Consider the following 24,753-nt stretch of genomic DNA (forward strand, 5'->3'; position numbering starts at 1 on the left):
AAAGGAGCTGAACGGTTATGCCATTATTACGATTCGACGTCATTGAAGGACGTTCTGAAGAAGAGTTGAACGTGTTACTCAACACTGCACATGACGCGATGGTCGAAGCATTCGACGTACCGGAACGTGATCGGTATCAAATCGTGCATACACACAAAGCCCACGAAATGGTCATTCAAGATACAGGTCTTGGTTTTAAGCGGAGTAAAGATATCGTCCTTATCAGTGTGACAAGTAAAACGCGGACGAAAGAGAAGAAGCAACGTCTCTATCAATTGCTCGCTGAACGATTAGAAGCAAATTGTGGACTTGCTCCGACTGATTTAATGGTTTCAATCGTCGAAAATGATGCGGCGGACTGGAGTTTCGGTCTCGGTGAAGCACAGTTTTTAACAGGTAAACTATGAGCGTTCAACAAATGAAACAATTAAAGGGGGGTGTTACCGATGATTTCCGGTAACACACCCCCCTTTTTCTTCATTCATTAAACTATTAACATAAACCCTAACATGACTTATTCCACAGTGACTTCGACCTTCTCACGGGGATTTTCTCGCTGTAACGGCGCTTTCCAACTAAACTGATCAGGTTCTGGAACGAAATCGAGACCTCCTGGATGAAACGGTTGGCAACGGAGCAAACGGCGTGTCGTCAAATAACTCCCTTTTACTGCACCATGACGTTCAATTGCCTCCATCCCGTAATGGGAACACGTCGGATAGAATCGACATGTGGCTGGTTTCATGGGAGAAATGACTTTTTGATAAAAGCGAATGCCTCCCATTAAGACACGTTTCATAACGTCCCTTCTTTCTTCTTTTTTTCTAGTGTAACGCATCTGTCCATCATTTTCAGATGTTCTGCTTTATACTATAAGCAGATTTAAAAGAAGGATGTGTTGAGATGAAGGCATTAACATTCCACGAATTCGGAGGTTCTGATGTATTACGCTTCGAAGACGTGCCAACGCCAACAATCAGCGAACAGGAAGTTCTGATTGAAATGAAAGCGATCGGTCTGAATTTTGCAGATATTTATCGTCGAAAAGGAAACTATCATTTAGAAGGACAGCCTCCCTATATTTTAGGTTACGAAGGAGCAGGAGTCATCACCGCAATCGGTGCAGCCGTTTCAACGTTCCATGTAGGTCAACGGATTGCTTTTGCGGACGTTCCGCTTGCGAACGCTGAGTACGTGGCGGCACCCGTTGATAAATTGATTCCGCTTCCTGACGGTATCTCATACGAAACAGCAGCTTCTGTCTTATTACAAGGATTGACGGCACATTATTTGACTCGCGACAGTTATCACGTTCAACCAGGAGATACCGTCTTAGTTCACGCTGCTGCCGGTGGCGTGGGGCAATTACTGACACAACTCATTCGTTTACTTGGTGCAACTCCGATTGGCTTAACTTCTTCTCCCGATAAGGCACAGATCGCAAAAACTGCCGGTTGTGAGTCTGTCTATTTGTACTCAGAGAACTGGGTCGAGCAAGTGCTTACACAAACTTCTGGTAGAGGGGTCGATGTCGTTTATGAGTCTATCGGTTCTACGCTAATGGACAGTTTCCATGTAACGAAAGTACATGGGACCGTCGTCTTCTATGGTATGGCAGGCGGTGATCCCGCACCTGTCGATCCACGCTTTTTAATGGATACGTCCAAAACATTAACAGGTGGCGACCTTTGGAATGTGTTAACGTCTTCTGAGGAACGCATCCGCAGATCGGGTGAGCTGTTTGATTGGATTTTATCTAGTCACCTTAACCTGCCCTCTCCGACAATTTTTGCTTTATCTGATGGAAAAGCAGCGCATGACTTTTTAGAAAGCCGACGTAGTACAGGAAAGTTACTGTTAATTCCTTAATCATTTTCTAGAGACGACTCTCCGTGAGTCGTTTTTTTGTGTGAAATTGGAATTATCGATTGATTTTTTATAATGAAGAGAGTAAAGTAAATCTCATCAAAACCTAAAACTCAAATTAGTTTTGAGTTTTAGAAAGGGGATTTGTATTTATGTTTCGCTCAGAATGGAAGAAATTGAAGAGTCCGATGATGATCGTCGTTATTCTCGCCCTCATCCTCGTACCGTTTCTTTACAACTCCATCTTCTTATCTGCATTCTGGGACCCGTACGGTCGTACAGAAGATATTAAGGTAGCTATCGTCAACGAAGATCAGGCGACAAAGTTTAAAGGAGAGAAAGTCGACATCGGGGATCAATTCGTCGATAAACTCAAAAAAAATGATGATTTTGATTGGCAGTTCTTGTCTCAGGATAAGGCAGAGAAAGAATTGCGTGACGGAAAAGTCTACATGACAGTCGTCATTCCAAAGAATTTTTCTAAAAATGCAACGACACTACTCGATGATCACCCGAAGAAGATTGAGTTAGAATATTACTTGAATCCAGCGAAAAACTACTCGGGAACACAAATTTCGAGTACTGCCGCAAAACAGTTAAACGAAAAAATCCGAAAATCCGTTACGAAACAATATAGTAGTGCTATATTCGGTGCGTTAAAGAAAATCGCAAACGGAATGGAAAAAGCGTCGGACGGTTCCTCTAAACTCGAGGACGGTAACCATAAAACAGCGGATGGCGCTAGAACACTAGCAACAAATCTTGGAAAACTCGCAGATGGCAGTCTGACACTGTCCGAAAAACTCGGGGAAGCAAATCAAGGTTCTAAAAAACTGAGTGATGGTGTCACGACACTCGACGAAAAAACCACCCTCTTCGCTCAAAAAACGGGTGAGCTATCTTCTGGATTGAACACACTCGATGAAAACGGTGGCAAGTTACAGGCAGGTGCCGCGCAACTTCAAGAAGGCGCAACAAAACTCAGTGGTGGCTCAACACAGGTACGCCAAGGGGCAGAACAACTGGCTGCGGGTACTGCTCAGCTTAATGAAAAAATTCCTCAGTTGACGGACGGATTAAATCAACTGGATGAAAAAGCACAAGCTGCGAATGCCTTTTTAACACAACTCAATCAAGATGCTGAACAGGCGAAACAGGACTTACGGGCCCGTCGCGAAGCACTTGAAGCAAACGTCGCTCAACTAAAAGAAGTTATTTCTGCTTCTGAACAGTTATCAGATGAAGAAAAACAAACATTACTCGGTTCTATTGGTTCATTAGAAGAAAATATTCAAAGTCTTGCTGCCCAAGAAGGTGCAATTGATCAGAGTCTTGCTCAAGCAACAGAAGCAACGAAGAAAATCGGTCAACTCGCCGCAGGTGGTCAGCAAGTCCAGTCTGCTGTATCGCAACTAAACGCTGGACAATTGAAGCTCGTCGATGGTGCGAAACAAGTCGAGTCTGGCGCACAACAATTAGCTAGTGGACAACAGACGTTCAATGAAAAACTCGGTCAGTATACTGCGGGTGTGCATAAAGCCGCAACAGGCGGTGCCCAACTAGCTGACGGCGCGAACCAACTGTCAGATGGTACACATCAACTTCAAGCTGGGGCTAGCGCGTTGAATAACGGATTAGGACAATTGGCATCTGGTTCTTCTACGATTACAGATGGTATCGGCAAAACGACCGAGGGTGCTTCAAAAATCGCGGATGCCAACACGAAACTTGAAGATGGAGCTAAAACACTGAAGGATGAGCTCAGCAAAGGAGCTAAAGACGCGACGGTCAAGCCGACAAAAGAGCGGGATAATATGCTAGCAGAACCCGTCGTCTTAAAAGAACATGACTATTCGACTGTCAACAATTACGGTTCTGGTTTATCAGCTTATATCCTTAGTATTGCCTTGTTCGCAGGTGCCTTGATGTTCTCTTCGGTCTATCAGATTCGTCCCGAACATGGTGAGAGTCTGACATGGCGCTTCCTCGTCGGTAAATTATCACTTATCTTACCGATTGGCGCATTACAAGGTGTCGCAGCGGCCACAGCCATCGTCTATGTGCTGGATGCTGATGTCGCGAGTGTCCCTGCGCTCTATGGATTCGCTGCCTTGACAGGTATGACGTTCATTACCATTCTATTCACGCTCGCGATGCTACTCGGTCGCGTCGGACAGTTCCTTGCCTTCTTACTACTCCTTCTTCAAATCGGTGGTAGTGGTGGAACGTTCCCTGTCGAAATGACGCCAGGGTTCTTCCAAGCGATTCACGCTTTCTTACCGATGACATATTCGGTCGGTGGATTCCGCGAAGCGCTTGGACTCGGTGTGACGGATGCCCTCGTATCCAATAGTCAAGTCCTTGCGATCATATTAGTCGTCGCATTAATCATCAGCTTCGTTGGAGGGCTCGGAGCCAAACGGATTCTACTCTCAACGAAAGCGAGACGAAAACAACATGACACAGTCTGATAAAGAAACTTTGATACTCGACTCAGCAATGGCTTGCTTTTCAGAACTCGGTTATAAGGGAACGACGATCGAGCGTGTCGCCCGACGCGCTCATGTCGGAAAACCAACCGTCTATCAATTGTTCGAAAGTAAACTCAATCTGTTTGAATCACTCGTAACACGTGTGTTGCAAGAGATGAAAGAAGAAGCAGAACGCGCTTACGTCGAACAGGCGACCGTAGAAGAAAATAAACAAGCAATGATCGACGCCATCGTCTATCATCAGCAACAACACTTATTCATTCTTCAAATCATCGAAGAAACACGCAACTTAAAATTACAAGAGATGCAGGAATTACGGATGCGGATTGAACGACATGTCGTCGAATATATCAAGACATTACTTGAGACTCGTCTTGGTCAAGACGATCGCGACATACCGGTCGATGTCACGGCCTTCCTGATCTTTCGAACGTATATCGCGTTGATCGCCGAATGGCCATCGATTGCGCGTCCACTTGAACTCGATACGATTCGACGTGCCATGTTGCGCGTTCTGTGAATAAAAAACCGCTGATCAATGGATTGGGCTAACCTAAAATTTTGAGACAATATAAAACACCTTCGGAGTGGTACACTTTTAAAAAGTACTAACATCGGAGGTGTTTTTGCATGGGCAAAAACGTATATTCAAGTGAAGTGAAATGGGCAGTAGTAAAAGATAAGCTGAGTGGTAAGTTAACGACGAAAGAGATTATGGAGAAGTACGGAATCAAAAATGAATCTCAAATTAAAACATGGATGAGATGGTATCGCGCTAACGAACATTATCGATTTGATCAGCCGATTGGAAAACAATATACCTATGGACATGGTCCAGATTCTGCAAGTGAGGATGATAAGAGAGAACGACAAATGTCTCATCTGAAGATGGAAAACGAAATTGAAGATGGAAAACGAAATCTTAAAAAAGTACATGGAGATCGAAAGAGAGTTGAGAAAGAAGTAGTCATAAAAATTGTAGAGTTTCTTCGGGGAAGTATACAATCACCGCTATTCTTAGCGTTTTGAATGTACCGAGAGCAAACTATTACCGTTGGATTAAGGAATCTGTGAAAGCACCCTCGGTGCTCGAAAAAGCATCATTGGACTAAGTAAGCAGACGAAGTATCGGAACGGACATCGAAAAATAAAGGCATTATTACAGCAAATTTATCAGTTGAAAGCCAATCGGAATACCGTACAGAAAATCATGCAAAAACACCATCTCCAATGCCGGATCAAGCTGAAACGAAGATGGAAGTCTCAAGGTGAGCGCATCGTAACGGCACCGGATCTCATCAAGCGCGACTTCACAGCAAGTAAACCGAATCAGAAGTGGGTGACGGATATCACCTATATCCAATACGGCAGCACGACGAAATATCTTTCAACTATCATGGACTTATTCAATAACGAAATCATCGCCTACAAGTTATACGAGCATCAACAAATGCCTCTTGTGATCGATACGTTGAAGATAGCGCTTGAGAACCGAAACTATCCCGAAGGGGTCATCCTTCATTCGGACCAAGGCAGTGTCTATACGTCATATGCCTTTCAAGAATTCGTTAAGAGCAATCACCTAATAAGTAGCATGTCTCGTAGAGGAAACTGTTGGGACAACGCAGTTATTGAATCGTTCCACTCTAATTTAAAGTCCGAGGAGTTCCAGTACGTCAAATTTAACTCGCTAAGAGACCATGAGGTCTCTGAACGCGTTATTAATTACTTAAACTACTATAACGAAGAACGAATCCAAGAAAAATTAGGCTACCTGACACCGAAAAGATACGGTGTACTGGCAGCCTAATCAAGGTGTTTTATATGTGTCTCATAGTGCTAGGTCAGTCTATACGTTCATCGATTCGTCACGTTTTTTCCTGCAAGACATATAGTCATCTTTGCTCCTTCCCTTATACTAAAAAAGGAATGGAGTGATGATCGTTTTGAGTTTATCGACCGGAATCATCTTTGTATTACTCGCTTATACACTTATGTCGCTTTACGACATGTGGCAGGTTTACCGGACAACGAGCAAGCTCTGGATATTTGTTTTATTTCTTGCAACACTGATCAGTCTTGTTCTTGCCTTTTTCGTGGCCCCTGTACTTGCACTATTCTTCTACTGGTCACGCCACTCGTTGAAACGAAATATCGGTATCCTGTTACTGATTATCGTCTGCCTCGTCTCAATCATGACGAAACTGTCTGCATGATCGACTTCCTTCATGATCTATTCATGAAGGTTTTTTTCATGATCTATTTCCGAAGAAGAGACGTCGCATCAATTCACGTTCCGGCATTTCTGTTGTATTGAGTACATTTAGAAATGGGCGGTCATCGTAAGGAATCGTCAGGATTTCCGAACGAACTTGTCCTTTTTCTAAAGTGAGGATTGCTACTGGGGCAAGAGCTGTTTCCTGACACCCGATCGCTCCAGGGTTGATGTACAGCGTTTGATCCGTCTCAACTTGTTGTGCTGGATGGTGGTGACCAAAGCCAATGATTCGCGCCTCATTTCCGGAAAAAAGGACGGGTAAGTTTTCTTTCGTTCCATCCACTGCTGGCTTTAAGGGCTCCTCACCGATTTTTTTCGTCTGATCGGCATAGGCATAATGTGTCAGATACATCGTTTGTTCCTGATGGGTGACATTCAATACACGCGGTAAACGCTCCAAATAACTCTGATTCTCCTGCGTCAATGAATCTGCAATCCATTGGTGATGCTCTTTCGCATGTTGGTAACTAGCGGGATAGACATCCCCATGAATCAAAGCAAGGACGCATTCATCATGGTTTCCTGAAATCGTCTGAATATCAGGTCGCTGCCTTAACAAATTGATGACCTCATTATGTTCAGGTCCGATACCGACGAGATCACCGAGGCAATATATAGCATCGATGTCTGAAGACTGATCGAGATAGGACAACACGGCACGCAATGCTGAAGCATTCCCGTGAATATCTGCAAAAATCATTACTTTCATGTAAACGCCTCCATTGTTAGTACATTAGGATTTCCCGATGATAGCGTGAATTCCTATTAGATTTAGAGAAAAAATAAATTGTCAGAAAATATTGATTATTGATCAGAAGCATGTTAGGCTTAGAAAAATTCACAGAGAGGGGCACGATTGAATGATTCCGACGCAACAGCCATTTAACCAAGCCGGACGACTGATTATTCTATGCATGAGGGACTGAAAACTTTTCCGGTGATGAAACGGAAATGATTTTTGGGCCCTCCTTTCGATGCATCGAATGAGGCGCCCGCACAGAATGAGTGGCGCCTATCCCAAAAATGGATAGGCTTTTTTCATGGCAAAAAATAGAGATAGATAGAGAGAGGATGACAACGTTGAAAGAATATGCGATGGATCGAATGGTAAAAGTATCAGCTGGAATGGCGAATGCCGTTCTTGTAACACTCGGTGTCGGACTCCTGATTGAGACGCTCGGCAATTTTTTACATATCCAAATGCTACTGACGATTGGCGGCGTCGCAAAAGTACTGCTTGCTCCTGCACTCGGTGCCGGTATCGCCTTTCAGCTCGGAGGAAACACACTTGTCCTGTTCAGCGCGATGATCGCAGCGACGATAGGTGGTGCTGCGCTTCAATCGACTGCTTCTGGACTCGTTCTTGCCCCCGGTCAGCCAATCAGTGCATTACTCGCAGCTGCGGTCGCTGTATACGTTGGAAAACGCATGACTGGAAAAACAAAATTTGACATGATGGTCATCCCGATGAGTGCTGTGCTTGCCGGTGGTATCACTGGTATCGGTGCTGCTGCCGTAACGACACCACTCCTTACAAAATTCAGCGCTATGATCACCGCTTCAGTCGAATCGTCTCCTATTGCTACATCTCTTGTCATTGCACTCATCTTTAGTGTCTTATTGATGTCTCCCGCTTCGTCCGCTGCACTCGCTATCGCTTTGCAGCTTGATCCTGTAGCAAGTGCCGCTGCACTCATTGGCTGTTCCGCTCAATTCGTTGGCTTCACATTGATGGCATATCGTCAGACGGATCCCGGTGGTTTGATTGCTTCTTTCTTTGTCACACCTAAAGTACAATTCCCGAATATCGTTAAAAATCCACGTCTTGTCGTTGCACCGTTTCTCGCAGCGATGATTTCAGCTCCTGTAGCGACGCTTCTTCTCTCTTTGAAAGTACCATATGAACTCGCTGGACTCGGTTTAAATTCGATGATTGCGCCACTCAATATCTTCGTCAACCAAGGTCCTCAGGCGTTCCTTATCTTCTTCTTGACTGGTGTCGTTTTACCTGGCGTCTTGACACTCGTCTTCTATCGATTGACGACTGTCGCAGGCTGGACGAAGCGTGGCGATCTTCATCTCGAAATCCAATAAAATAATATCTCTACCTTCCAACTATTCCTGATTGATTTCGGGAATAGTTTTTTTAATGCAAAAAAAATCGTTCCTTCGAAAAGGAACGATTTCGGTATGATTCTGACTGGGCTCGAACCAGCGACCTCTACCCTGTCAAGGTAGCGCTCTCCCAGCTGAGCTACAGAATCATGCTGTGTTGTTACTGGGTATATTTTTATTATAGCAGCATATCGAAAGGTGTAAAGCCTTTTTAACAAAAAAAATTATCTTTTTTCAAAAAGATCTTTTTGAATAAAACAGTTTTAAAGTTGCGGGTTCTATGAGTGTCCTCTACTATGTAAATAAGCACATATAAACGAAAGGAGTGTTCATATGAACTTTTTAACCCGATTCAGTTTAAAGAATTCGGTGGCTGTTTTCATCATCGCCATTCTTTTAGTTTTAGGAGGCGTCTATTCTTTCTCGAAATTAAAAGTCGATCAGTTCCCAGAAATCGAATTTCCTCAAATCTCTGTTGAAGCAGTATATCCTGGTGCTTCGCCCGACGATGTCGATAAACAAGTCGTCTCGAAGCTTGAAACTGCTTTGAAAGGAATCGAAGGAGCTACTAAGCTGACAAGCTCTTCTTATGAAAGCATCGGTATCTTAAACATCGAATTCCCGTTCGATACTGATATGGATAAAGTCGAACAACAGATTGATGCTGCAATCCAAGATGCGAATCTACCAGAGGAAGCAACAACGAAATTAAATCGTCTGTCCTTTGGATCGTTCCCAATCTATAATATCTCTTTCTTTAGTAAGGATGGTAAAGACATCGAAAAAATCCTCAAGGACGATATCGAACCTGAACTTAATAAGATTCCAGGAATCAATAGCGTTTCCGTTGGTGGCTACAAAGATGATCTCGTTCAAATCACCGTCGATAATCAGAAAGCAACAGAAGCAGGACTCTCGCTCTCAAGTATCAAGGAACAAATCAACGGAAAGTATGTCTCGTTCCCATCTGGTCAGCTATCAGAAAACGATTCAAAAATACCGATTCGCGTTGAGGAAAAACTAGAAAATCTAGATAAACTAAAAAATCTACAATTGACACCCGTTGCAGGTGCGACTAGTTCAGCTAGTAGCGATCAAACAGGTGGTTCATCTGCTGGCGGTCCACCACAAGGTGCAACACAAGGACCACCAAGTACAACAGGTGGAGCAGCTACAGATCAGGCGTCTGAACCTGCAGAACCGATTCGTCTAGAAGATATTGCAAAAATCGAAGCAGTCTCGCAACAAAGCGAAAAAACACGTTACGATTTAAAAGATTCCTTATCGATGGCAATCACGAAAAAACAAGATGCCAATACGGTCGAAATCGCAGATGAAGTCACGAAGATCCTTAATAAATATGACGATCAAGTCGACTATACGATTGGGATCGATTCAGCGAAGGATATCGAGGAATCCGTCGCGACACTCGTCAAAGAAGGATTACTTGGTGCCCTCTTTGCCTCTCTCGCTGTACTCTTGTTCTTACGAAATATTCGCGCAACGATTATTGCCATCGTCTCGATTCCTTTATCGTTACTCATTGCTGCTATCTTCTTGAACTGGCAAGATATTTCTCTGAACATCATGACACTTGGCGGGATGGCCGTTGCGGTCGGTCGTGTCGTTGATGATAGTATCGTCGTTATCGAGAACATCTTCCGGCGTGTTCGAAAATCCGAATCCGGTATGACGGATGAGATCATCGAACAATCGACAAAAGAGATTTTAAAAGCAATCACGTCATCGACGCTAACGACCGTCGTCGTCTTCCTGCCAATCGGATTCGTCGGTGGAATCACTGGTAAGTTCTTCTTACCGTTTGCTTTGACAATTATTTTCTCATTACTTGCTTCACTACTCGTTGCGATCACGATCGTACCGATTCTTGCGAAATTTGCCTTTAAGAAGGTTCCAGCAGAAGAAAAAGAAGGTGCTCTTCAACGGTGGTATGGCAAGCTGATTGAAAAGTCACTCTCGCATAAGGCGACGATCTTAATTGTATCGTTCATTCTTCTCGGCGGTTCTCTAGCGATCGTTCCACGTCTCGGCTTTACGTTCATTCCGAACGAAGCCTCAAAGACACTAACGGCATCGCTTGAACTTCCGGCTGCCACATCGCTCGAGAAAACGAGCGACGTCTCATTTGAGATGGAACAGATGTTTGATAAAGAACAAGCAATCGCTGACGTCACGACGTCTGTCGGAGCACGAGACTTTACGACAGGCTTACGTCTCGATAATAAAGCAAGTTATTTCTTGAACCTGAAGGACGGCGCGAACGTTGAGCAAACGATCAAATCACTTGAGACACAGATGGAGGACATCGCTCAAGAGGAAAACGTCAATGTCAAAATCAGCGTAGCTGAATTATCAACAGGTGGTCCTCCGTCGAACAACAACGTCGATGTCGACCTGTTCTCGAACGATCTCGAAGCGCTTCAAAAAGCTGCGAAATTAGTCGAGGATAATATGTCCAAAAATAGTGATTTAAAATATATCACAAACAACTTCAGCGAAAAACAAAAGCAATTCCTCGTTGAAATCGATCCTGAAAAAGCAAGTGATCGTGGACTATCCGGCTTTCAGATCCTCGGGACCGTCAATGATCAAACGAAGCCTGTTACTGTTGGCACGTTGAATCTTGATAATAAAGATCAAGATGTACAATTGTCTTATGAAAAAGGACTCGTTTCGAAGAAAGATCTCGAAGACGTCCAACTGTTCTCAGCAAACGGTCCTGTTGCTCTAAAAGATGTCGCGACCGTCAAAGAAGTTGAGACCTTCACATCAATTCAGAAGCTCGACGGAAAAGTATATGCTCGCGTTTCCGGACAAGTTAAAGGAGACGACGTACAAAACGTTTCTAATGCTGTAAAAACAGAGGTCGAAAAAATTAATTTACCGGACGGTGTCTCGTTGACAAGTGGTGGTGGGAATGATGATACAGTCGAAATCTTCCAGTCCCTCGGAATCGCGATTGTCGTTGCAATCGGGCTTGTTTACCTGACGATGCTGATCACGTTCGGAAAAGCACGAATTCCGTTCATCATCTTGTCTTCACTGATTTTTGTTCCAATCGGTTCACTCGTCACGCTCTTCTTTGCAAATGAACCATTATCGGTCAGTGTCATGATCGGCTTCTTGATGTTAATTGGTATCGTCACCACGAATGCCATCGTTCTCGTCGACCGTATTGGTCAAAACGTTGGTCGTGGTATGCCAATTCGCGAATCATTGATTGAAGCGGGTAAAACACGATTGCGTCCAATCCTGATGACCGCATTCGCAACGATCATGGCATTGGTACCACTCGCATTAACAACTTCTTCAGGGACATTGATCTCAAAAGGTCTCGCCCTAACAGTTATTGGGGGGTTAACGACATCTACGTTGTTAACACTCATCATTGTTCCAGTCGTCTATGAACTGTTCTTCTTCAAAAAAGCGAAAAAAGAACGAACAACCAATTAAGTGAACATCAAAAAAGCCCATCGCTTGGATTGCGATGGGCTTTTTATAGTGTGAGGCTTATGATTCCAACGTTTCATCCGTCTGCTCCAATGTACCGTCATGTTCAGCTACCAATCAGCATGCCGGTCATTGTCAAACAGTCCATCTCTTTCATTCAAGACGAATAATAGATGAATCCAACACCCTCTATTTATCATGTTTTAAGATGTCGAAGTCTTTACTGGTTTCCAAGGAGCAAGATGAAAATACTCTTCCATTGTCAACCCACTGAGTTTCAGGCGAGCAGCAAGCGTCGCCCCTACATAACGGTAGTGCCAGCTTTCATACGTATAACCTGTCCACGATTCTTTACCAGATGGATAACGAAGATGGAAACCATACCGGTGCGCATTCGCGAACAGCCATTTCGCCTCTTTCGTCTTCGCAAAACTGAACATCGCGTATTTAGAAGAATCTGCTCCCCCTATATCAAAAGCGAGTCCTGTCTGATGTTCGCTTTTTCCTGGCTCCGCACTATAAGTACTCGCTTTTTCATATCCATCTCGCGCGACATATTTATCAAACAATGCCTTTTGGTAAGCGTACGAACGGTATGTACTAAATGCGACCAGCGTAATCCCCTCTTTTTTTGCTGCCAAGCGCATTTTCTCAAAAGCTGCACGCGCTTGCTGATTCTCTCCAGGAGCGTACGTCGAACGGAGTGCTAAGTTCTTATTCGCGATGAGTGTCTTGCCAATACGTTTCCCACCGATTTGTTCATCCGTCAACAGATATTTCGTACTCGCATAGCCAATCTTCGTTCCGTACTGTATTTTGGACCACGTACCGATTTTTGATAGTTCTGTTACATAAATCCCTGTCGGAATGACTGCAATACTCGGTTGCTCGACTGATGTCCCTTGACGTAAATGAAGGGATGTCTTGGCTTGACGATAAGAAGAAGTCGCCGCCTCAGCTTCTGATATATAAGTCGACGTACAGGCTACCGTCAATGCCAATGTCGTGATGAGTGTCTTGATGTATTTCATGAATCGTGTATCTCCTTTATGCATGAGGATCTGCATCCATATTTTAGATTAGAATACCATTATTTTTTTCAAACAGGGTTCATTCGGAATGCTTGTCATGAAAATGAAGTATTTCTGAAGTTTTCTAAATGTAGCTTAAGGGTGAATTGCAATGGGTAAATAACGTTGAATGCGCTTTCGAAACAAGTTCTGAAACAGAAAGGAGGAGCGTACGTGACATTGTGGGAATGGATCTTCAGCATTGGTAGCGTCTGTTGGATCAGTGAAATGATTCGTTTTCGGAATCGATCCGATTCCCAGTCGGGCGCCGCAGAACAAGTAAGTTTTTATTTGATTTTCCTTGTCTTGAGTGGAACGATCGTCTGCTCTTTCCTCTTTGCGGACGAAAGTATTTCTCCCTGGTTGCGCATCACTTCCTGCCTGCTGTTGTGGAGTGGAGTCGCTTTACGCCTTTGGGGAATTCTCCACTTAAAACAACAATTCACTCGTCACGTCGTCGTCGCAGCTGATGACAAGCTTGTCAGTAGTGGTCCTTATCGTTTCTTGCGCCATCCATTGTACAGTGGATTATTGTTGATCACGATCAGCTTTCCTCTGTTCACGGGACAAATGGTCCTATTCGCTTTCGCTGGAGTGCTCATGTTCTTTTTCCTACTCTATCGAATCCGGATCGAGGAAGCGATGTTGACAAAAGGTTTCGGACCTGCCTATACGATGTGGGCTGCAAAACGAAAACGTTTGATTCCATTCATCTATTAAAAGGAGAAGTGATCCATTTGAAGAAACGTGCAATCGTCATTGGAGCTGGTCTTGCCGGTATGTCTGCTGCCATTCGTTTAGCTGGAGATGGTTACGCAGTCACGATGCTTGAAAAAAATGCAAACGTCGGTGGGAAACTAAATCAGCGCAGCGGGAAAGGATTTACTTTTGATACTGGTCCATCGATTTTAACGATGCCTTGGGTACTCGAACAACTCTTCTCAAGTGTTCATCGTAACTTAGATGATTACTTAGAAATCGAACGCATTGAACCGCAATGGCGTACTTTTTTTGAAGATGGGACAAAAATCGACGTCAAAGGTGACTTACCTGGGATGCTTGAAGAAGTCGAGCAAATTTCGTCACGAGCGGATTTCGTCGAATTGTTCCGGTACTCAAAACAAATGTATGACTTATGTCTCGACAGCTTTTATAAATACAGTCTCGAAGATTTAAAGGACTTAAAAAAATACCATACGATGTCTGATTTATTAAAGATGGACCCGATGAACACCGTCGCGACCGGAACAAAAAAACACCTCAATAATCCGTATCTCGAACAGCTGTTCAACTACATGGTCATGTATGTCGGTTCCAACCCTTATCAAGCGCCAGCCGTCTTCAATCAAATGATTTATGTACAGATGGGGCTTGGCATCTATTATGTTAAAGGCGGGATGTATCAAATCGCGCGTGCTATGAAACGATTGCTTGACGAGCTCCGCGTCACGGTGCATCTCAACTCACCGGTTGAACAAATCGTCCTTGAGAATAAAAAAGCAGTTGGTGTCCTTTCGAATGGTACGTTCCATGCAGCCGACATCGTCGTCTCAAATCTTGAGGTCATCCCGACTTACGAACGAATCGTACCTGAGAAAAAAGCCCGGAAGCAGGCAAAAAAATTACAGGCATCGTTTGCTCCCTCTGTTTCTGGACTCGTATTATTACTTGGTGTGAACCGTGAGTACAGTGGACTAGCACATCACAACTTCTTTTTCTCAGAAAATCCAGAGCGCGAATTCGTTCAAATGTTCAAAGAAGGAACGCCTCCTGAGGATCCGACGATTTATGTTGGGGTCTCGTCGAAATCTGATGCTTCGCAAGCGCCCGATGGAAAAGATAATCTGTTCGTCTTGACGCATGTCCCTCCTCTAACACTCCAAAAAGGTGAGGTCGACTGGGATGCTTATCGTGAAGTTGTTCTTGATAAACTCGAACGAATGGGACTTTACGGTCTTCGGGAATCAATCGAGTTTGAATATCGCTTCACCCCAGAAGATCTGAAGGACTTATATGGTCCAAACGGTGGATCGATTTATGGTGTCGCAGCTGATCGGAAGAAAAATGGTGGATTCAAGATTCCATCGAAGAGCGAGTTATACGAAGGACTTTATTTCGTTGGTGGTTCTACACACCCAGGCGGCGGTGTGCCAATGGTCACCTTATCCGGTCAATTAACAGCTGATTTGATCCGAAAACATGAAGGTGCTATTCCTACGCCTTAAGATTTCTTTGATTACAAAAGAGACGGAAACTGATTTACTCATCAGTTCCGTCTCTTTTTTTACTTTACATTCGTCAAAAGTGGTACGACGTGAATATCTACCTCTCCTCCTGATTTCACTTCCAACCGGCACACGGCTGGCATCGGTAAGGATTTCCAAAATGTATAATCAAATGTCGGATCGAATGTTTCGAGAAGTAACACCATGATGTTTCCATGTGTTCCAAGAACAACTATTTCGTCGGAATGCTTCTCCACCAGTTCATCGATGAATTGCCGAATGCGTTGCGCTGCTTCTTTGTTCGTTTCGCCCCCGAATGGATTATCGTTCGGATGTTGCCATACATACATAACCGCCTCCTGAAAACCGTCAAGCTCTCCAGGTGCTAGTAATCGCTCTCTTAGTTCTTCTACCTCAATAATTGGTTGTCGACGTGCCTCCGCGAGCGGTGCAACCGTCTCGATCGCCCGCTGATACGGACTACTATAGAATCTGTCGATTGGAATTTCTTGAAACGTTTCAAGTAAACGTCTTGCATCTGTCTGTCCTTTATCGGAAAGTGGACGTCTCCGTTCATCCGGTGAGTATGTCGAATGTGCGTGCCGTACGAAATAGAGTGTCGTCATGTTTGAATCTCCTTCTTACTAGTGTATCCAGCGGTATCCGATTCCGCGAACCGTTTCCAGATGCTGTTCGATTGGAAAACCGCAAACACGTAGTTTTTCTCTTAAATGTCTGATATGCGAGTCGATTGTCCGCTCGTCTACAGACGCTTCCGCTCCCCATAACATCGTCGTCAGCTGATCCCGTGTCCAAACACGTCGTGGAGAATCCAAAAATACACCTAACAACTCAAATTCCGTTTTCGTTAACGAAATCTTTTGTTGGAGGTAACTACAACGATAGCTTTCCCGGTCATAGGATAGACCATCATACTGTTGCTGTAATAAAACTTCCATTCGCCCGATCAGTTCCCCTTCTTGAATCGGTTTTGATATGTAATCATTCGCTCCTACTTCTCGTGTCCGAATGATGTCTTCCCGTTGATTCCGAGCCGTAACCATCAAGATCGGGATGTTAGAGTGTTCTCGAATGAGACGACAACATGTCCAGCCATCCATATCCGGCATCATGACATCTAGTAAAATCAGGTCGAATACGTGCTGACGGCAGAGATCAAGAGCTTGTTGCGCAGAATCCACAAGCTGACACGTATATCCATACGGCTGAATATACAGTTTGAGCAGTTCAAGCATTCTTGGTTCATCATCTACGATCAATACATGCGGCATTTTATTTCTCCTTCCACTGCAGTGTCACTTGTGTTCCATGTCCAAGTTGACTCTTGATGTTCAATTCTGCTCCATGTGTTTGAGCAATTGCTTCAACGATGGAGAGTCCGATTCCAGTTCCTCCATGTTTTCGAGAACGAGATGCTTCCGTTCGGTAGAGCCGTTTCGTTACATGAGGTAAAGATTCTGCAGCGATCCCTTCTCCTGTATCTTCGATTTGAATGAAAGCCCCTAATGCGTTGACACCATAACGAACGATAATTTTTCCCGACGTCGTATGTCGCCGTGCATTTTCAATGATATTCACGATCATCTGACGGAGCTGCTGAGCGTCACCCATCACTTCTAATCGCTCACCTTCTATCTCGAACGAAACATTTTCTTGTTCGATGTCTGGACGCATCAATCGTATCACTTGATGAATCAAGTCTTCGACATCGACAGGTTTTCGCTCCATCATAAAAGCATTGGCGTCAATTCGTGCTAACCAAAACAATTGCTCAATCCATTCATTCATTTGCTGACTTTCTTCTCGAATGATCGTAATGTAGCGTTGTTGCTCATCCGGCGTCAACGTTTGGCGTTCGAGAATATCCGCGTATCCCTTTATATATGTCAATGGTGTTCGTAGTTCATGAGATACGGTTGCTAAAAATTCGGATCGTTCCCGATTCAAAAAATCGAGATCTTGTTTTAATTGCTGAATCGAACGCGCCAATTGTCCCAGTTCATCTTTTCGATCAATCGGCAACTCTCCACCTTCCCCATCCAATAGACGCGCTGTCGCTTTTTCCATCTGAATCAACGGACGAGAAATGAGTCGGGTCGTCCAAATGCTTGCAGCACCTGCTAATAAAAGCGCTAGCAGACCCACTTGGAAAAACTGCTGTTTCAACGGATCAAGTACGTGATCTACGATTGCTTTAGAAGCGAACATGAATACATGACCACGATGTTCCCCGTTAATGGTGATGGGACTGTCCGTCATTAAAAAGTCACGCATCGTCACGATTTTTCCTTGTTGACGGTAATCAAAATCCGTATGCTCTAACATGCTCTTCATCTCATTCGACAAAGGTCGTGACGCTTCAAGTTGTTTTCCATCTGCATCAGTGATCACCACAGTAAACGATGAATCTGCTTCCATCATGCTGACATGGCGCATCGTCGTTTGGTCATAGGAATCGACAAGGACATCACGGTGTGTATTTCCTCGGTTCAGTAAACCGTCTACTACTTCCTGCGTTCGTGTTTGAGACAACTGATAATACAATGTCCCGAACAACACACTGCCACAAATTAAAAATGCCGAAAGCACGATTCCTCCAACTGAGTATGAAATACGACGCATGACGATTCCTCCTTTTTCTCTCCACTTTTAGTATAGCTAAAAAAAACGCGATCGATGCAGACAAACGAAACTGTCACCTCATCTGCACACGATTTGCACATACGCTGGGTATAGTAAAGAAGACTAATGACTTCAGGAGGGTTTTAATATGAAAAAATCATTGACGTTAACTGTACTTGCTCTTAGTTCTACGATTTGGCTCGGTGCATGTGGATCCGCCAATAACGATGGAAGTAATAGTGACTCACACGACATGTCACATGGAGATATGATGCATTCGAGTGACGGAAAGGTACCGTCTGGTTTAAAGAAAGCTAGTGATCCGACTTATCCGAGAGGCAGTAATGTCACTTTGACGACGAATCATATGGACGGAATGAACGGAGCAAAAGCAACGATTGCCGGTGCTTATGATACTGTCGTCTATGCGATCAGTTATAAACCGACTACTGGTGGAAAGATGGTGAAAAATCACAAATGGGTCATTCAGGAAGAACTTGATCCAGTTCCAACTAAGCCACTGCAAGTTGGTGATGAAACGACTGTCAAGGCAGATCATATGAAAGGTATGGATGGAGCTAAAGCGACGATTGATGAAGTAAAAGAAACGACTGTCTACATGGTGAACTATGAACCAACGGACGGTGGAGAGATGGTGAAAAATCATAAATGGGTCACCGAGGATGAGATAAAGAAATAATAAAAAAACCCGCTTTTCCTATAAAGGAGAAGCGGGCTTTCGGTATGATTCTGACTGGGCTCGAACCAGCGACCTCTACCCTGTCAAGGTAGCGCTCTCCCAGCTGAGCTACAGAATCATGTTTGCAGTACGTAATGTACTTGCTAGGACATGTATTAATATATCAAGAAACTAAAAGGCTGACAAGTCTTTTTCCGAAAAAAAATAAAAAAATTAAAATGGAGGAATTGCCCCCCGCTTCCTCCATTTTGAATGACTTACAGGAAGGTTGATACTCGATCGATCGGTAAACGGAGTGCTGGACGTTTTTTTGCATTTTCGACCGCTTTACCGACAGCAATTAACATGACCGGTACATACCGTGATTCGGTAATAAACGTTTCCGTAAAACGTTGATGATCAAATCCACCCATTGCGAGTGTTGATAATCCACGCGCTTCTGCCGCAAGCATCAATTGCATCGCAGCAAGACTCGCATTCGACATTGCCGCGTCGCGACCATACGCTTCACTTTGATAAGCGCCTTCTACTTGTTCTTTGATCGAATCGAACAATTCTTCTGTCATACCACCCGCTTCTACTGCCGGACCATAAACCGGATTGTAGTTTCGATTGGCTTGAACATCCCCTAGAATCGCAATGATTGCTGAAGCCGAAGTGATAGCCGGCTGATTGTATGCGATCGGTGCAAGCTGTTGCTTCGCTTCTTCTGAATGGAAGACCGTGAAATGCCAGTGTTGCAAATTCCAAGCACTCGGCGCCGCTGTCGTCCATTCTAATAGTTCTTCCACTTCCTGTTTTGAAAGTTTGAACGTTTCGTCGTAATGACGAACGGAACGTCTTTCTGTTAAGACATGCATTGTATCAAGTGTTGCCTGTGTCATGTGTAAATCCCCCTTATTATTATCAGATTACTTAGATATCGTAGCATGTCTCTTTTTTATTGTCCTCTATCAATACTTCAAACGAATTTACTGTTATAAAACAATAGTTGACATTAAACTTCTGTACTAATACAATAAAAACAAGAAAAAGACCATTGCGTTTATTTTGAAGGAGGAAAAAACACATGGAACAACCCCTTTACCAAGAAGCATCTGCTGCATTCTATCGTGAGCTTCCCGTCAAGACGTGTGCCCATTGCGGAAAAGAGATGGATGAACAATGTGAATCCTATCAAACGGAATGCGATGAGTGTGCTGTAACAGAACACTAATAACACATGAAACAATCACTTATTCAGTGGTTGTTTTTTTATTTCTTACAAACTTCTTCTAAATAAATCGATATTTTTTAGAAAAATCGATTTTTCGTCATCTTTTTGTCATCTGTTTGTTACAAAAGAAACAGTCAGAATGTTACATTATCTGTATATGATATTTTTGACAAAAGGAGCGACAGACAACGATGGATCCATTTACCTCAAGCCACGCTAGCGAACTCGGTCCACGACCGCGGACAAAAAAAAGAAAGTTTTTCCCTCGGTTCTTCTTACTTCTCACACTTGTCTTTCTCGGAGTTGGGGGATATGTCGCTTATCGATACGTATTTACTCCTGAACAACAATCCATTACGACAGGTAAATCCATTACTGAAGTCCCTGTCGTCAATATGGAAAAAGCACGCGTGGAAAAATGGAATGGTGTGACGAAAAAAGTCGCTTATTTAACATTCGAGGATGGTCCATCCGCATTAACACCGGACTTACTTCGAACATTGGATCAACTTCAGACTCGTGCCACTTTCTTTTATCTCGGAACACAAATAGATGCTTTTCCGCAAGAAGTTAAAGCTGCTGCGAAAGCCGGACATTACATCGGCTTACACGGGGAAACACACGATTACGATACATTGTACAAAAAAGGAAAGTATGTCTCAGAGATGCAAAGTGTTCAGAAGAAAATCCATGAGTTGACGAAGCTAACACCACATTTGACACGACCACCTTATGGCTCTGATCCAGGCATCACGAAAAAAATGGCATCTGCCATTCACGCTGCAGACTTCCGAGTATGGGACTGGTCGATCGATTCAATGGACTGGTATTACAAAGATAGTGCAAAAGAAGTGGCTAATACGGTCATTCGGCGAGCAGAGCGTCCATTTGAAATCATTCTCTTGCATGAACAACCACAAGCTATCAAGGCCCTTCCGGCCATTGTTGCCGGACTTCAAAAAAAGGGCTATCAGTTCGCGATTTATGATGAAGATTTCCATATTCCGTACAACTTCGTGCAATACTCGAATTTATAAGGAGTTACTATCTAGATGAAAAAATCATTCGTAGCAGTACTATTCCTGTCGAGCTTCGGACTCGCTGCCTGCTCCAACGATTCACCAGCCTCTCTTCATGAACAGCTAGAGCAACAAGTCAAAGGTGAAGAAAAGGCATTCATGCTAGCTGATCAACGTGCTCGTAAGGACGAAATTTCAGTTAATACGTACCAAGCCGTTCTTGATGCAGGTGCTGAAGAAATCAAACGCTCTCAAAATGAACGGGAGGAACTAGAAGCCTTAAATGATGAACGGCTTGCTTTATTGAAACAAGAAGAAACGTTACGTAAGGAAACGTACGCTGAACTTGATCTTGAAGAATTGAAGGATGCTGTAAACAAACTTGATGGTAAAGCAAAAACGGAAGGAACTGCCTTAGTGGCAATCATCAAGGAACGCCAGCAGACGTTTCAAACGTTCTCGAAAACGTATCGACAAGCGATGGACGCTGAAAAGAAAGTGCTTTCACGCTTGACTAAAAAACCGGATTTCGTTAAGATTGATGAGTCAACAGCGGATTTAAATCGTTTAACACGGAAAGCTACCGCGTCATTAAAGAAGTGGAACACGCTGACCGTTCAGTACAACCAAACGAAAACCCGGCTGTATCGTTTGCTCGACACATCAACTCAATAAATCACACAGGTTGCAACCAAACCCTGTCCAAAAAACCTGGACAAGGCCCCGTTGCAACCTTTTTTGTGTGGTTTTTACTAAAAATGGAGGGAAATTATTCATGCATCGCTCAAAAGCAACCTTATTCGTTCTCATTGGCGCTATCAGTTATGGTGTCCTCTCAACGATCGTCAAACTCGCTTATGCAGCTGGATTTAACTCAGCAGCCGTTTCTGGAAGTCAATTTTTCTTCGGTTGGCTGATGATTTTCAGTCTTGCCTTATTTACGAAAAATCTTCGTCTCGATCTTAAGACAGCTGGTCTTCTCATGTTGATCGGTATCTCTAGTGGTACAACTGGCTATCTGTACTATCAAAGTCTTCAGACCGTATCGGCATCCGTTGCAATCATTCTCTTATTCCAATTCACTTGGATTGGTGTCATCATCGATGCGCTCGCATTCAGACGTTTACCATCTCGCGCGCATTTCCTGTCTGCGATTCTGTTGATTGGCGGAGCCATTCTTGCGAGTGCCGCTTACTCGAGTCCACTTGACTTCCGTGGAACATTATTCGGTCTTGGAGCGGCTGTCAGCTTCTCAATTTTCTTACTCGCTAGTGGACGCATCGCCAATCATTTACCCGTCATCAAGAAGAGTTTTTACATGATGACAGGTGGTCTTGCTTTCGTCATGACGATGTATCCACCGACGACGTTCTTATCCTCTGCGAACTTCGAAAATGGACTTCTGTTATACGCGATTCCGCTTGGTCTGTTCGCGTTAATTTTACCACCGCTCTTATTTGCTGCGGGCGCGCCTCACCTCTCCCCAGCAAGCGTTTCTTTGCTTGGAGCAGCTGAACTACCGACAGCGGTCATCTGTTCCGTGTTAATTTTAGGTGAACATCTGATGAGCTCTCAATGGATTGGGATCGTCATCATCTTGATTGGAATCTTTTATCCGATCTATCGCTCGAGCAAAACAGCACCTGTTGCGAGCGTACAGCAAAACGACCTTTCCTGAGCTCAGGAAAGGTCGTTTTCTTTACTTCTGTCGTTTCATCGCATCTGCAACGAATTCGACATCTGTGCCAATGATGATTTGAACACTAGTCGCCCCCATCTTCATAACACCTTTTGCTCCAGCCGCTTTAATCGCTGCTTCATCAATGATGCTTGGATCCTTGACTTGAAGACGTAAACGTGTCGCACAGTTGTCAATCGACGTGACATTTTCTGTTCCTTTCAATCCAGCAAAAATTTGAGCTGCTTGTTGTTCATATTTATCGTCTGAGTCCGTCAAAACGACTCCCGTGTCTGTAACGAGCGATTCATCTTCACGACCTGGTGTCTTCAGATCGAATTTTGTGATCATGAAGTAGAACAGGAAGTAGTAGACGACCGCGAACGCGAGACCAACTGGGATGATCAACAATGGTTTTTTCGCAATCCCGAAGTTCAAGGCGTAATCAATGAAACCAGCCGAGAAGGAGAAGCCATGTAAAATACCGAGTAAGTTAACGATGGCCATCGATAGACCCGTTAGTACAGCATGGATGACGTATAAAACAGGTGACAAGAACATGAACGAGAACTCGATTGGTTCCGTAATTCCTGTCAGGAAGGATGTCAGTCCAAGACCAATCATCGCTCCAGCAACGGCTTTTCGATTTTCCTTACGCGCAGCCATGACGATGGCAAAGGCTGCAGCTGGCAAGGCAAACATCATGATCGGGAAGAAGCCAGCTTGATAAATCCCCGCTGTTGGATCTCCAGCGAAGAAACGCGCAATATCCCCGTTCGCTACCGTACCATCTGCTTTTTCGTATGAACCGAAAACAAACCAAAAAATATTATTTAAAACATGGTGCAAGCCGACAGGAATCAGGAGACGGTTAAAGAATCCAAACAAAGCAGCGCCTCCTGCGCCAAGACCGACCATCCATTCACCGGCACCGTTGATACCTTGCTCGATGAACGGCCAAACATAACCAAAGATGAAAGCAAGTACGAGCATGACAGCTGAGGTAATGATTGGAACAAAACGACGGCCTCCGAAGAATGCCAACCAATCCGGTAACTTAATATTGTAGAAGCGATTGTATAGAAGACCGGCAACGATACCCGCAATGATCCCACCGAATACTGCCATATTGACGGTTGAACCGAGCGTCGCCTGGTTCGCAATCGAACCAAGTGTCGCGCCATCGACCTTGGTCGAGGAATCATTGACGATCGCCGCAATCGCATCATATTTTGCTTGAATCTGTGCACTGGAATAATCCTTGTTCATCGAGTCGACGCCATTTTTTAAGACAAGATACCCGATGGCTCCGGCAAGACCCGCTGCCCCACTCGCATCAATCGATAGACCGATTGCGACACCAATGGCAAATATCAATGGAAGGTTATCAAAAATTGCCCCTCCTGCTGCTACCATCAATGGAATATCTAGCATATCCGCCGAACCTAATCGAAGTACGATTCCGGCAGCTGGTAATACTGCGATTGGTAACATCAAAGCCTTACCAATTCGTTGTAGAAACTGCAACATCCCTTTCACCCTTTCCTGAATAAAACGATAATGACAGAACAATGTAAACGCTTTTACGTTTTTAATTATTCCATATAAATATCTAAATGACTAGACCTTTATACAAATTATTCACTATCTTTTTTATTAGTATAAAAATTCATTATAGCAAACACTAAAAACCGGACTAGAGTAATCCTCCAGTCCGGTTTTTCTATTTAATTCCCACGGTCTTAACGACGAGTTGTATCTTCAAAATTTTGTTGAACGTTTCCTACGGTTTTCTTGGCGTCACCTTTTAATTGATCTTTTTTACCTTCGCGCTCTGTCGATTTATCTCCTGTTGCTTTACCGAGTGCTTCTTTTGCTTTACCCGCTACTTTATCAACAAGACCATCTGCTTTTTTATTGAGACCACTGTCATTTGACATAACCATTACCCCCATTTAAAAAGTTTTTTTTGCGATAGTT

23 protein-coding genes, 2 tRNA genes and 1 pseudogene are annotated in these 24,753 nt (G+C 43.9%); 15 read left to right on the top strand and 11 right to left on the bottom strand.

The window, feature by feature from the left end; genetic code table 11:
• Nucleotides 1-17 precede the first annotated feature (17 nt).
• Nucleotides 18-407, top strand: a complete 390-nt coding sequence (locus tag Q7C19_RS14470; RefSeq protein WP_056063504.1) for a tautomerase family protein — start codon at nucleotides 18-20, stop codon at nucleotides 405-407.
• A gap of 107 nt (nucleotides 408-514) precedes the next feature.
• Here Q7C19_RS14470 and yidD read toward each other — a convergent pair whose 3' ends face one another.
• Nucleotides 515-799, bottom strand: a complete 285-nt coding sequence (gene yidD / locus Q7C19_RS14475) for a membrane protein insertion efficiency factor YidD (protein WP_035412458.1) — start codon at nucleotides 797-799, stop codon at nucleotides 515-517.
• Between the two features lie 104 nt (nucleotides 800-903).
• Here yidD and Q7C19_RS14480 point away from each other — a divergent pair, with 104 nt between their 5' ends.
• The 5 genes and pseudogenes from Q7C19_RS14480 to Q7C19_RS14500 all read left to right on the top strand — a co-directional run bounded on the left by Q7C19_RS14480 (nucleotide 904) and on the right by Q7C19_RS14500 (nucleotide 6,574).
• Nucleotides 904-1,869 (top strand): quinone oxidoreductase family protein, encoded by a 966-nt coding sequence (locus Q7C19_RS14480; protein ID WP_313490837.1) that lies wholly within the window; start codon nucleotides 904-906, stop codon nucleotides 1,867-1,869.
• Nucleotides 1,870-2,018: 149 nt separating this feature from the next.
• Complete coding sequence (locus Q7C19_RS14485; protein ID WP_290775335.1) at nucleotides 2,019-4,337, top strand: YhgE/Pip domain-containing protein; 2,319 nt, start codon at nucleotides 2,019-2,021, stop codon at nucleotides 4,335-4,337.
• Nucleotides 4,324-4,878, top strand: a complete 555-nt coding sequence (locus tag Q7C19_RS14490) for a TetR/AcrR family transcriptional regulator (RefSeq protein ID WP_035412451.1) — start codon at nucleotides 4,324-4,326, stop codon at nucleotides 4,876-4,878. The genes Q7C19_RS14485 and Q7C19_RS14490 overlap by 14 nt, the downstream gene beginning before the upstream one ends.
• A 110-nt stretch (nucleotides 4,879-4,988) precedes the next feature.
• Nucleotides 4,989-6,168 (top strand): annotated as a pseudogene (locus tag Q7C19_RS14495) (IS3 family transposase).
• Between the two features lie 124 nt (nucleotides 6,169-6,292).
• Entirely contained in the window at nucleotides 6,293-6,574 is a 282-nt protein-coding gene (locus Q7C19_RS14500; protein ID WP_375092366.1) for a hypothetical protein, read from the top strand.
• A gap of 36 nt (nucleotides 6,575-6,610) precedes the next feature.
• On the opposite strand, the gene Q7C19_RS14505 is transcribed toward Q7C19_RS14500, so the two are convergent.
• A complete protein-coding gene (locus Q7C19_RS14505; protein WP_375092367.1) occupies nucleotides 6,611-7,345 on the bottom strand; it encodes a metallophosphoesterase family protein in 735 nt (244 codons plus the stop codon).
• Between the two features lie 362 nt (nucleotides 7,346-7,707).
• Here Q7C19_RS14505 and Q7C19_RS14510 point away from each other — a divergent pair, with 362 nt between their 5' ends.
• On the top strand, nucleotides 7,708-8,730 hold the full coding sequence (locus Q7C19_RS14510; protein WP_035412440.1) for a PTS sugar transporter subunit IIC: 1,023 nt from the start codon (nucleotides 7,708-7,710) through the stop codon (nucleotides 8,728-8,730).
• Between the two features lie 97 nt (nucleotides 8,731-8,827).
• Here the strand turns inward: Q7C19_RS14510 and Q7C19_RS14515 are convergent.
• Nucleotides 8,828-8,900: transfer RNA gene (locus Q7C19_RS14515), tRNA-Val, on the bottom strand.
• Nucleotides 8,901-9,084: 184 nt separating this feature from the next.
• Between Q7C19_RS14515 and Q7C19_RS14520 the strand changes: the two genes are divergently transcribed.
• Complete coding sequence (locus tag Q7C19_RS14520) at nucleotides 9,085-12,225, top strand: efflux RND transporter permease subunit (protein ID WP_375092368.1); 3,141 nt, start codon at nucleotides 9,085-9,087, stop codon at nucleotides 12,223-12,225.
• Between the two features lie 200 nt (nucleotides 12,226-12,425).
• On the opposite strand, the gene Q7C19_RS14525 is transcribed toward Q7C19_RS14520, so the two are convergent.
• Complete coding sequence (locus Q7C19_RS14525; protein WP_047395064.1) at nucleotides 12,426-13,253, bottom strand: D-alanyl-D-alanine carboxypeptidase family protein; 828 nt, start codon at nucleotides 13,251-13,253, stop codon at nucleotides 12,426-12,428.
• A 213-nt stretch (nucleotides 13,254-13,466) separates the two neighbouring features.
• Between Q7C19_RS14525 and Q7C19_RS14530 the strand changes: the two genes are divergently transcribed.
• Both Q7C19_RS14530 and Q7C19_RS14535 read left to right on the top strand, forming a co-directional pair.
• A complete protein-coding gene (locus Q7C19_RS14530; RefSeq protein WP_375092369.1) occupies nucleotides 13,467-14,012 on the top strand; it encodes a methyltransferase family protein in 546 nt (181 codons plus the stop codon).
• A 17-nt stretch (nucleotides 14,013-14,029) separates the two neighbouring features.
• Nucleotides 14,030-15,517 (top strand): phytoene desaturase family protein, encoded by a 1,488-nt coding sequence (locus Q7C19_RS14535; protein WP_375092370.1) that lies wholly within the window; start codon nucleotides 14,030-14,032, stop codon nucleotides 15,515-15,517.
• 59 nt (nucleotides 15,518-15,576) lie between these two features.
• Here Q7C19_RS14535 and Q7C19_RS14540 read toward each other — a convergent pair whose 3' ends face one another.
• Genes Q7C19_RS14540 through Q7C19_RS14550 form a run of 3 tightly spaced genes read right to left on the bottom strand, consistent with a single transcriptional unit; the run spans nucleotide 15,577 to nucleotide 18,160 of the window.
• Nucleotides 15,577-16,143 (bottom strand): histidine phosphatase family protein, encoded by a 567-nt coding sequence (locus tag Q7C19_RS14540; protein WP_375092371.1) that lies wholly within the window; start codon nucleotides 16,141-16,143, stop codon nucleotides 15,577-15,579.
• Between the two features lie 18 nt (nucleotides 16,144-16,161).
• Entirely contained in the window at nucleotides 16,162-16,809 is a 648-nt protein-coding gene (locus tag Q7C19_RS14545; RefSeq protein WP_375092372.1) for a response regulator transcription factor, read from the bottom strand.
• A 1-nt stretch (nucleotide 16,810) separates the two neighbouring features.
• Complete coding sequence (locus Q7C19_RS14550; RefSeq protein ID WP_375092373.1) at nucleotides 16,811-18,160, bottom strand: HAMP domain-containing sensor histidine kinase; 1,350 nt, start codon at nucleotides 18,158-18,160, stop codon at nucleotides 16,811-16,813.
• 148 nt (nucleotides 18,161-18,308) lie between these two features.
• Between Q7C19_RS14550 and Q7C19_RS14555 the strand changes: the two genes are divergently transcribed.
• Entirely contained in the window at nucleotides 18,309-18,860 is a 552-nt protein-coding gene (locus Q7C19_RS14555; RefSeq protein ID WP_313491899.1) for a YdhK family protein, read from the top strand.
• A 45-nt stretch (nucleotides 18,861-18,905) separates the two neighbouring features.
• Here the strand turns inward: Q7C19_RS14555 and Q7C19_RS14560 are convergent.
• Together Q7C19_RS14560 and Q7C19_RS14565 are read right to left on the bottom strand one after the other, a co-directional pair.
• A tRNA-Val gene (locus Q7C19_RS14560) sits at nucleotides 18,906-18,978 on the bottom strand.
• 139 nt (nucleotides 18,979-19,117) lie between these two features.
• Entirely contained in the window at nucleotides 19,118-19,744 is a 627-nt protein-coding gene (locus Q7C19_RS14565; RefSeq protein ID WP_375092374.1) for a nitroreductase family protein, read from the bottom strand.
• 185 nt (nucleotides 19,745-19,929) lie between these two features.
• Here Q7C19_RS14565 and yhfH point away from each other — a divergent pair, with 185 nt between their 5' ends.
• The 4 genes from yhfH (at nucleotide 19,930) to Q7C19_RS14585 (ending at nucleotide 22,773) form a co-directional block, all read left to right on the top strand.
• Nucleotides 19,930-20,076, top strand: coding sequence for a protein YhfH (gene yhfH / locus Q7C19_RS14570; RefSeq protein WP_064505459.1), 147 nt, complete (start codon nucleotides 19,930-19,932; stop codon nucleotides 20,074-20,076).
• Between the two features lie 191 nt (nucleotides 20,077-20,267).
• Complete coding sequence (locus tag Q7C19_RS14575; RefSeq protein WP_290754118.1) at nucleotides 20,268-21,113, top strand: polysaccharide deacetylase family protein; 846 nt, start codon at nucleotides 20,268-20,270, stop codon at nucleotides 21,111-21,113.
• Nucleotides 21,114-21,128: 15 nt separating this feature from the next.
• Complete coding sequence (locus Q7C19_RS14580) at nucleotides 21,129-21,770, top strand: YkyA family protein (protein ID WP_290774802.1); 642 nt, start codon at nucleotides 21,129-21,131, stop codon at nucleotides 21,768-21,770.
• A gap of 100 nt (nucleotides 21,771-21,870) precedes the next feature.
• Nucleotides 21,871-22,773 carry an EamA family transporter gene (locus Q7C19_RS14585; RefSeq protein WP_290754124.1) on the top strand — a complete coding sequence of 301 codons (903 nt, stop codon included), beginning with the start codon at nucleotides 21,871-21,873 and terminating at the stop codon, nucleotides 22,771-22,773.
• 21 nt (nucleotides 22,774-22,794) lie between these two features.
• Here the strand turns inward: Q7C19_RS14585 and nagE are convergent, their stop codons facing one another.
• Together nagE and Q7C19_RS14595 are read right to left on the bottom strand one after the other, a co-directional pair.
• On the bottom strand, nucleotides 22,795-24,303 hold the full coding sequence (gene nagE, locus Q7C19_RS14590) for an N-acetylglucosamine-specific PTS transporter subunit IIBC (protein WP_035412415.1): 1,509 nt from the start codon (nucleotides 24,301-24,303) through the stop codon (nucleotides 22,795-22,797).
• 212 nt (nucleotides 24,304-24,515) lie between these two features.
• Nucleotides 24,516-24,713 carry a CsbD family protein gene (locus Q7C19_RS14595; RefSeq protein ID WP_035412412.1) on the bottom strand — a complete coding sequence of 66 codons (198 nt, stop codon included), beginning with the start codon at nucleotides 24,711-24,713 and terminating at the stop codon, nucleotides 24,516-24,518.
• Nucleotides 24,714-24,753 lie beyond the last annotated feature (40 nt).

It is taken from the genome of Exiguobacterium sp. PHA03 (assembly GCF_041945985.1).
Taxonomy (GTDB): Bacteria; Bacillota; Bacilli; order Exiguobacteriales; family Exiguobacteriaceae; genus Exiguobacterium_A.

Coding starts and splice junctions, on each gene's coding strand:
- Q7C19_RS14595 (WP_035412412.1), bottom strand. CDS start 24,713: ATGTCAAATGACAGTGGTCTCAATAAAAAAGCAGATGGTCTTGTTGAT.
- Q7C19_RS14575 (WP_290754118.1), top strand. CDS start 20,268: ATGGATCCATTTACCTCAAGCCACGCTAGCGAACTCGGTCCACGACCG.
- Q7C19_RS14565 (WP_375092374.1), bottom strand. CDS start 19,744: ATGACACAGGCAACACTTGATACAATGCATGTCTTAACAGAAAGACGT.
- Q7C19_RS14505 (WP_375092367.1), bottom strand. CDS start 7,345: ATGAAAGTAATGATTTTTGCAGATATTCACGGGAATGCTTCAGCATTG.
- Q7C19_RS14545 (WP_375092372.1), bottom strand. CDS start 16,809: ATGCCGCATGTATTGATCGTAGATGATGAACCAAGAATGCTTGAACTG.
- Q7C19_RS14485 (WP_290775335.1), top strand. CDS start 2,019: ATGTTTCGCTCAGAATGGAAGAAATTGAAGAGTCCGATGATGATCGTC.
- Q7C19_RS14550 (WP_375092373.1), bottom strand. CDS start 18,160: ATGCGTCGTATTTCATACTCAGTTGGAGGAATCGTGCTTTCGGCATTT.
- Q7C19_RS14480 (WP_313490837.1), top strand. CDS start 904: ATGAAGGCATTAACATTCCACGAATTCGGAGGTTCTGATGTATTACGC.
- yhfH (WP_064505459.1), top strand. CDS start 19,930: ATGGAACAACCCCTTTACCAAGAAGCATCTGCTGCATTCTATCGTGAG.
- Q7C19_RS14470 (WP_056063504.1), top strand. CDS start 18: ATGCCATTATTACGATTCGACGTCATTGAAGGACGTTCTGAAGAAGAG.
- Q7C19_RS14585 (WP_290754124.1), top strand. CDS start 21,871: ATGCATCGCTCAAAAGCAACCTTATTCGTTCTCATTGGCGCTATCAGT.
- Q7C19_RS14490 (WP_035412451.1), top strand. CDS start 4,324: ATGACACAGTCTGATAAAGAAACTTTGATACTCGACTCAGCAATGGCT.
- Q7C19_RS14580 (WP_290774802.1), top strand. CDS start 21,129: ATGAAAAAATCATTCGTAGCAGTACTATTCCTGTCGAGCTTCGGACTC.
- Q7C19_RS14555 (WP_313491899.1), top strand. CDS start 18,309: ATGAAAAAATCATTGACGTTAACTGTACTTGCTCTTAGTTCTACGATT.
- Q7C19_RS14520 (WP_375092368.1), top strand. CDS start 9,085: ATGAACTTTTTAACCCGATTCAGTTTAAAGAATTCGGTGGCTGTTTTC.
- nagE (WP_035412415.1), bottom strand. CDS start 24,303: ATGTTGCAGTTTCTACAACGAATTGGTAAGGCTTTGATGTTACCAATC.
- yidD (WP_035412458.1), bottom strand. CDS start 799: ATGAAACGTGTCTTAATGGGAGGCATTCGCTTTTATCAAAAAGTCATT.
- Q7C19_RS14525 (WP_047395064.1), bottom strand. CDS start 13,253: ATGAAATACATCAAGACACTCATCACGACATTGGCATTGACGGTAGCC.
- Q7C19_RS14510 (WP_035412440.1), top strand. CDS start 7,708: ATGACAACGTTGAAAGAATATGCGATGGATCGAATGGTAAAAGTATCA.
- Q7C19_RS14540 (WP_375092371.1), bottom strand. CDS start 16,143: ATGACGACACTCTATTTCGTACGGCACGCACATTCGACATACTCACCG.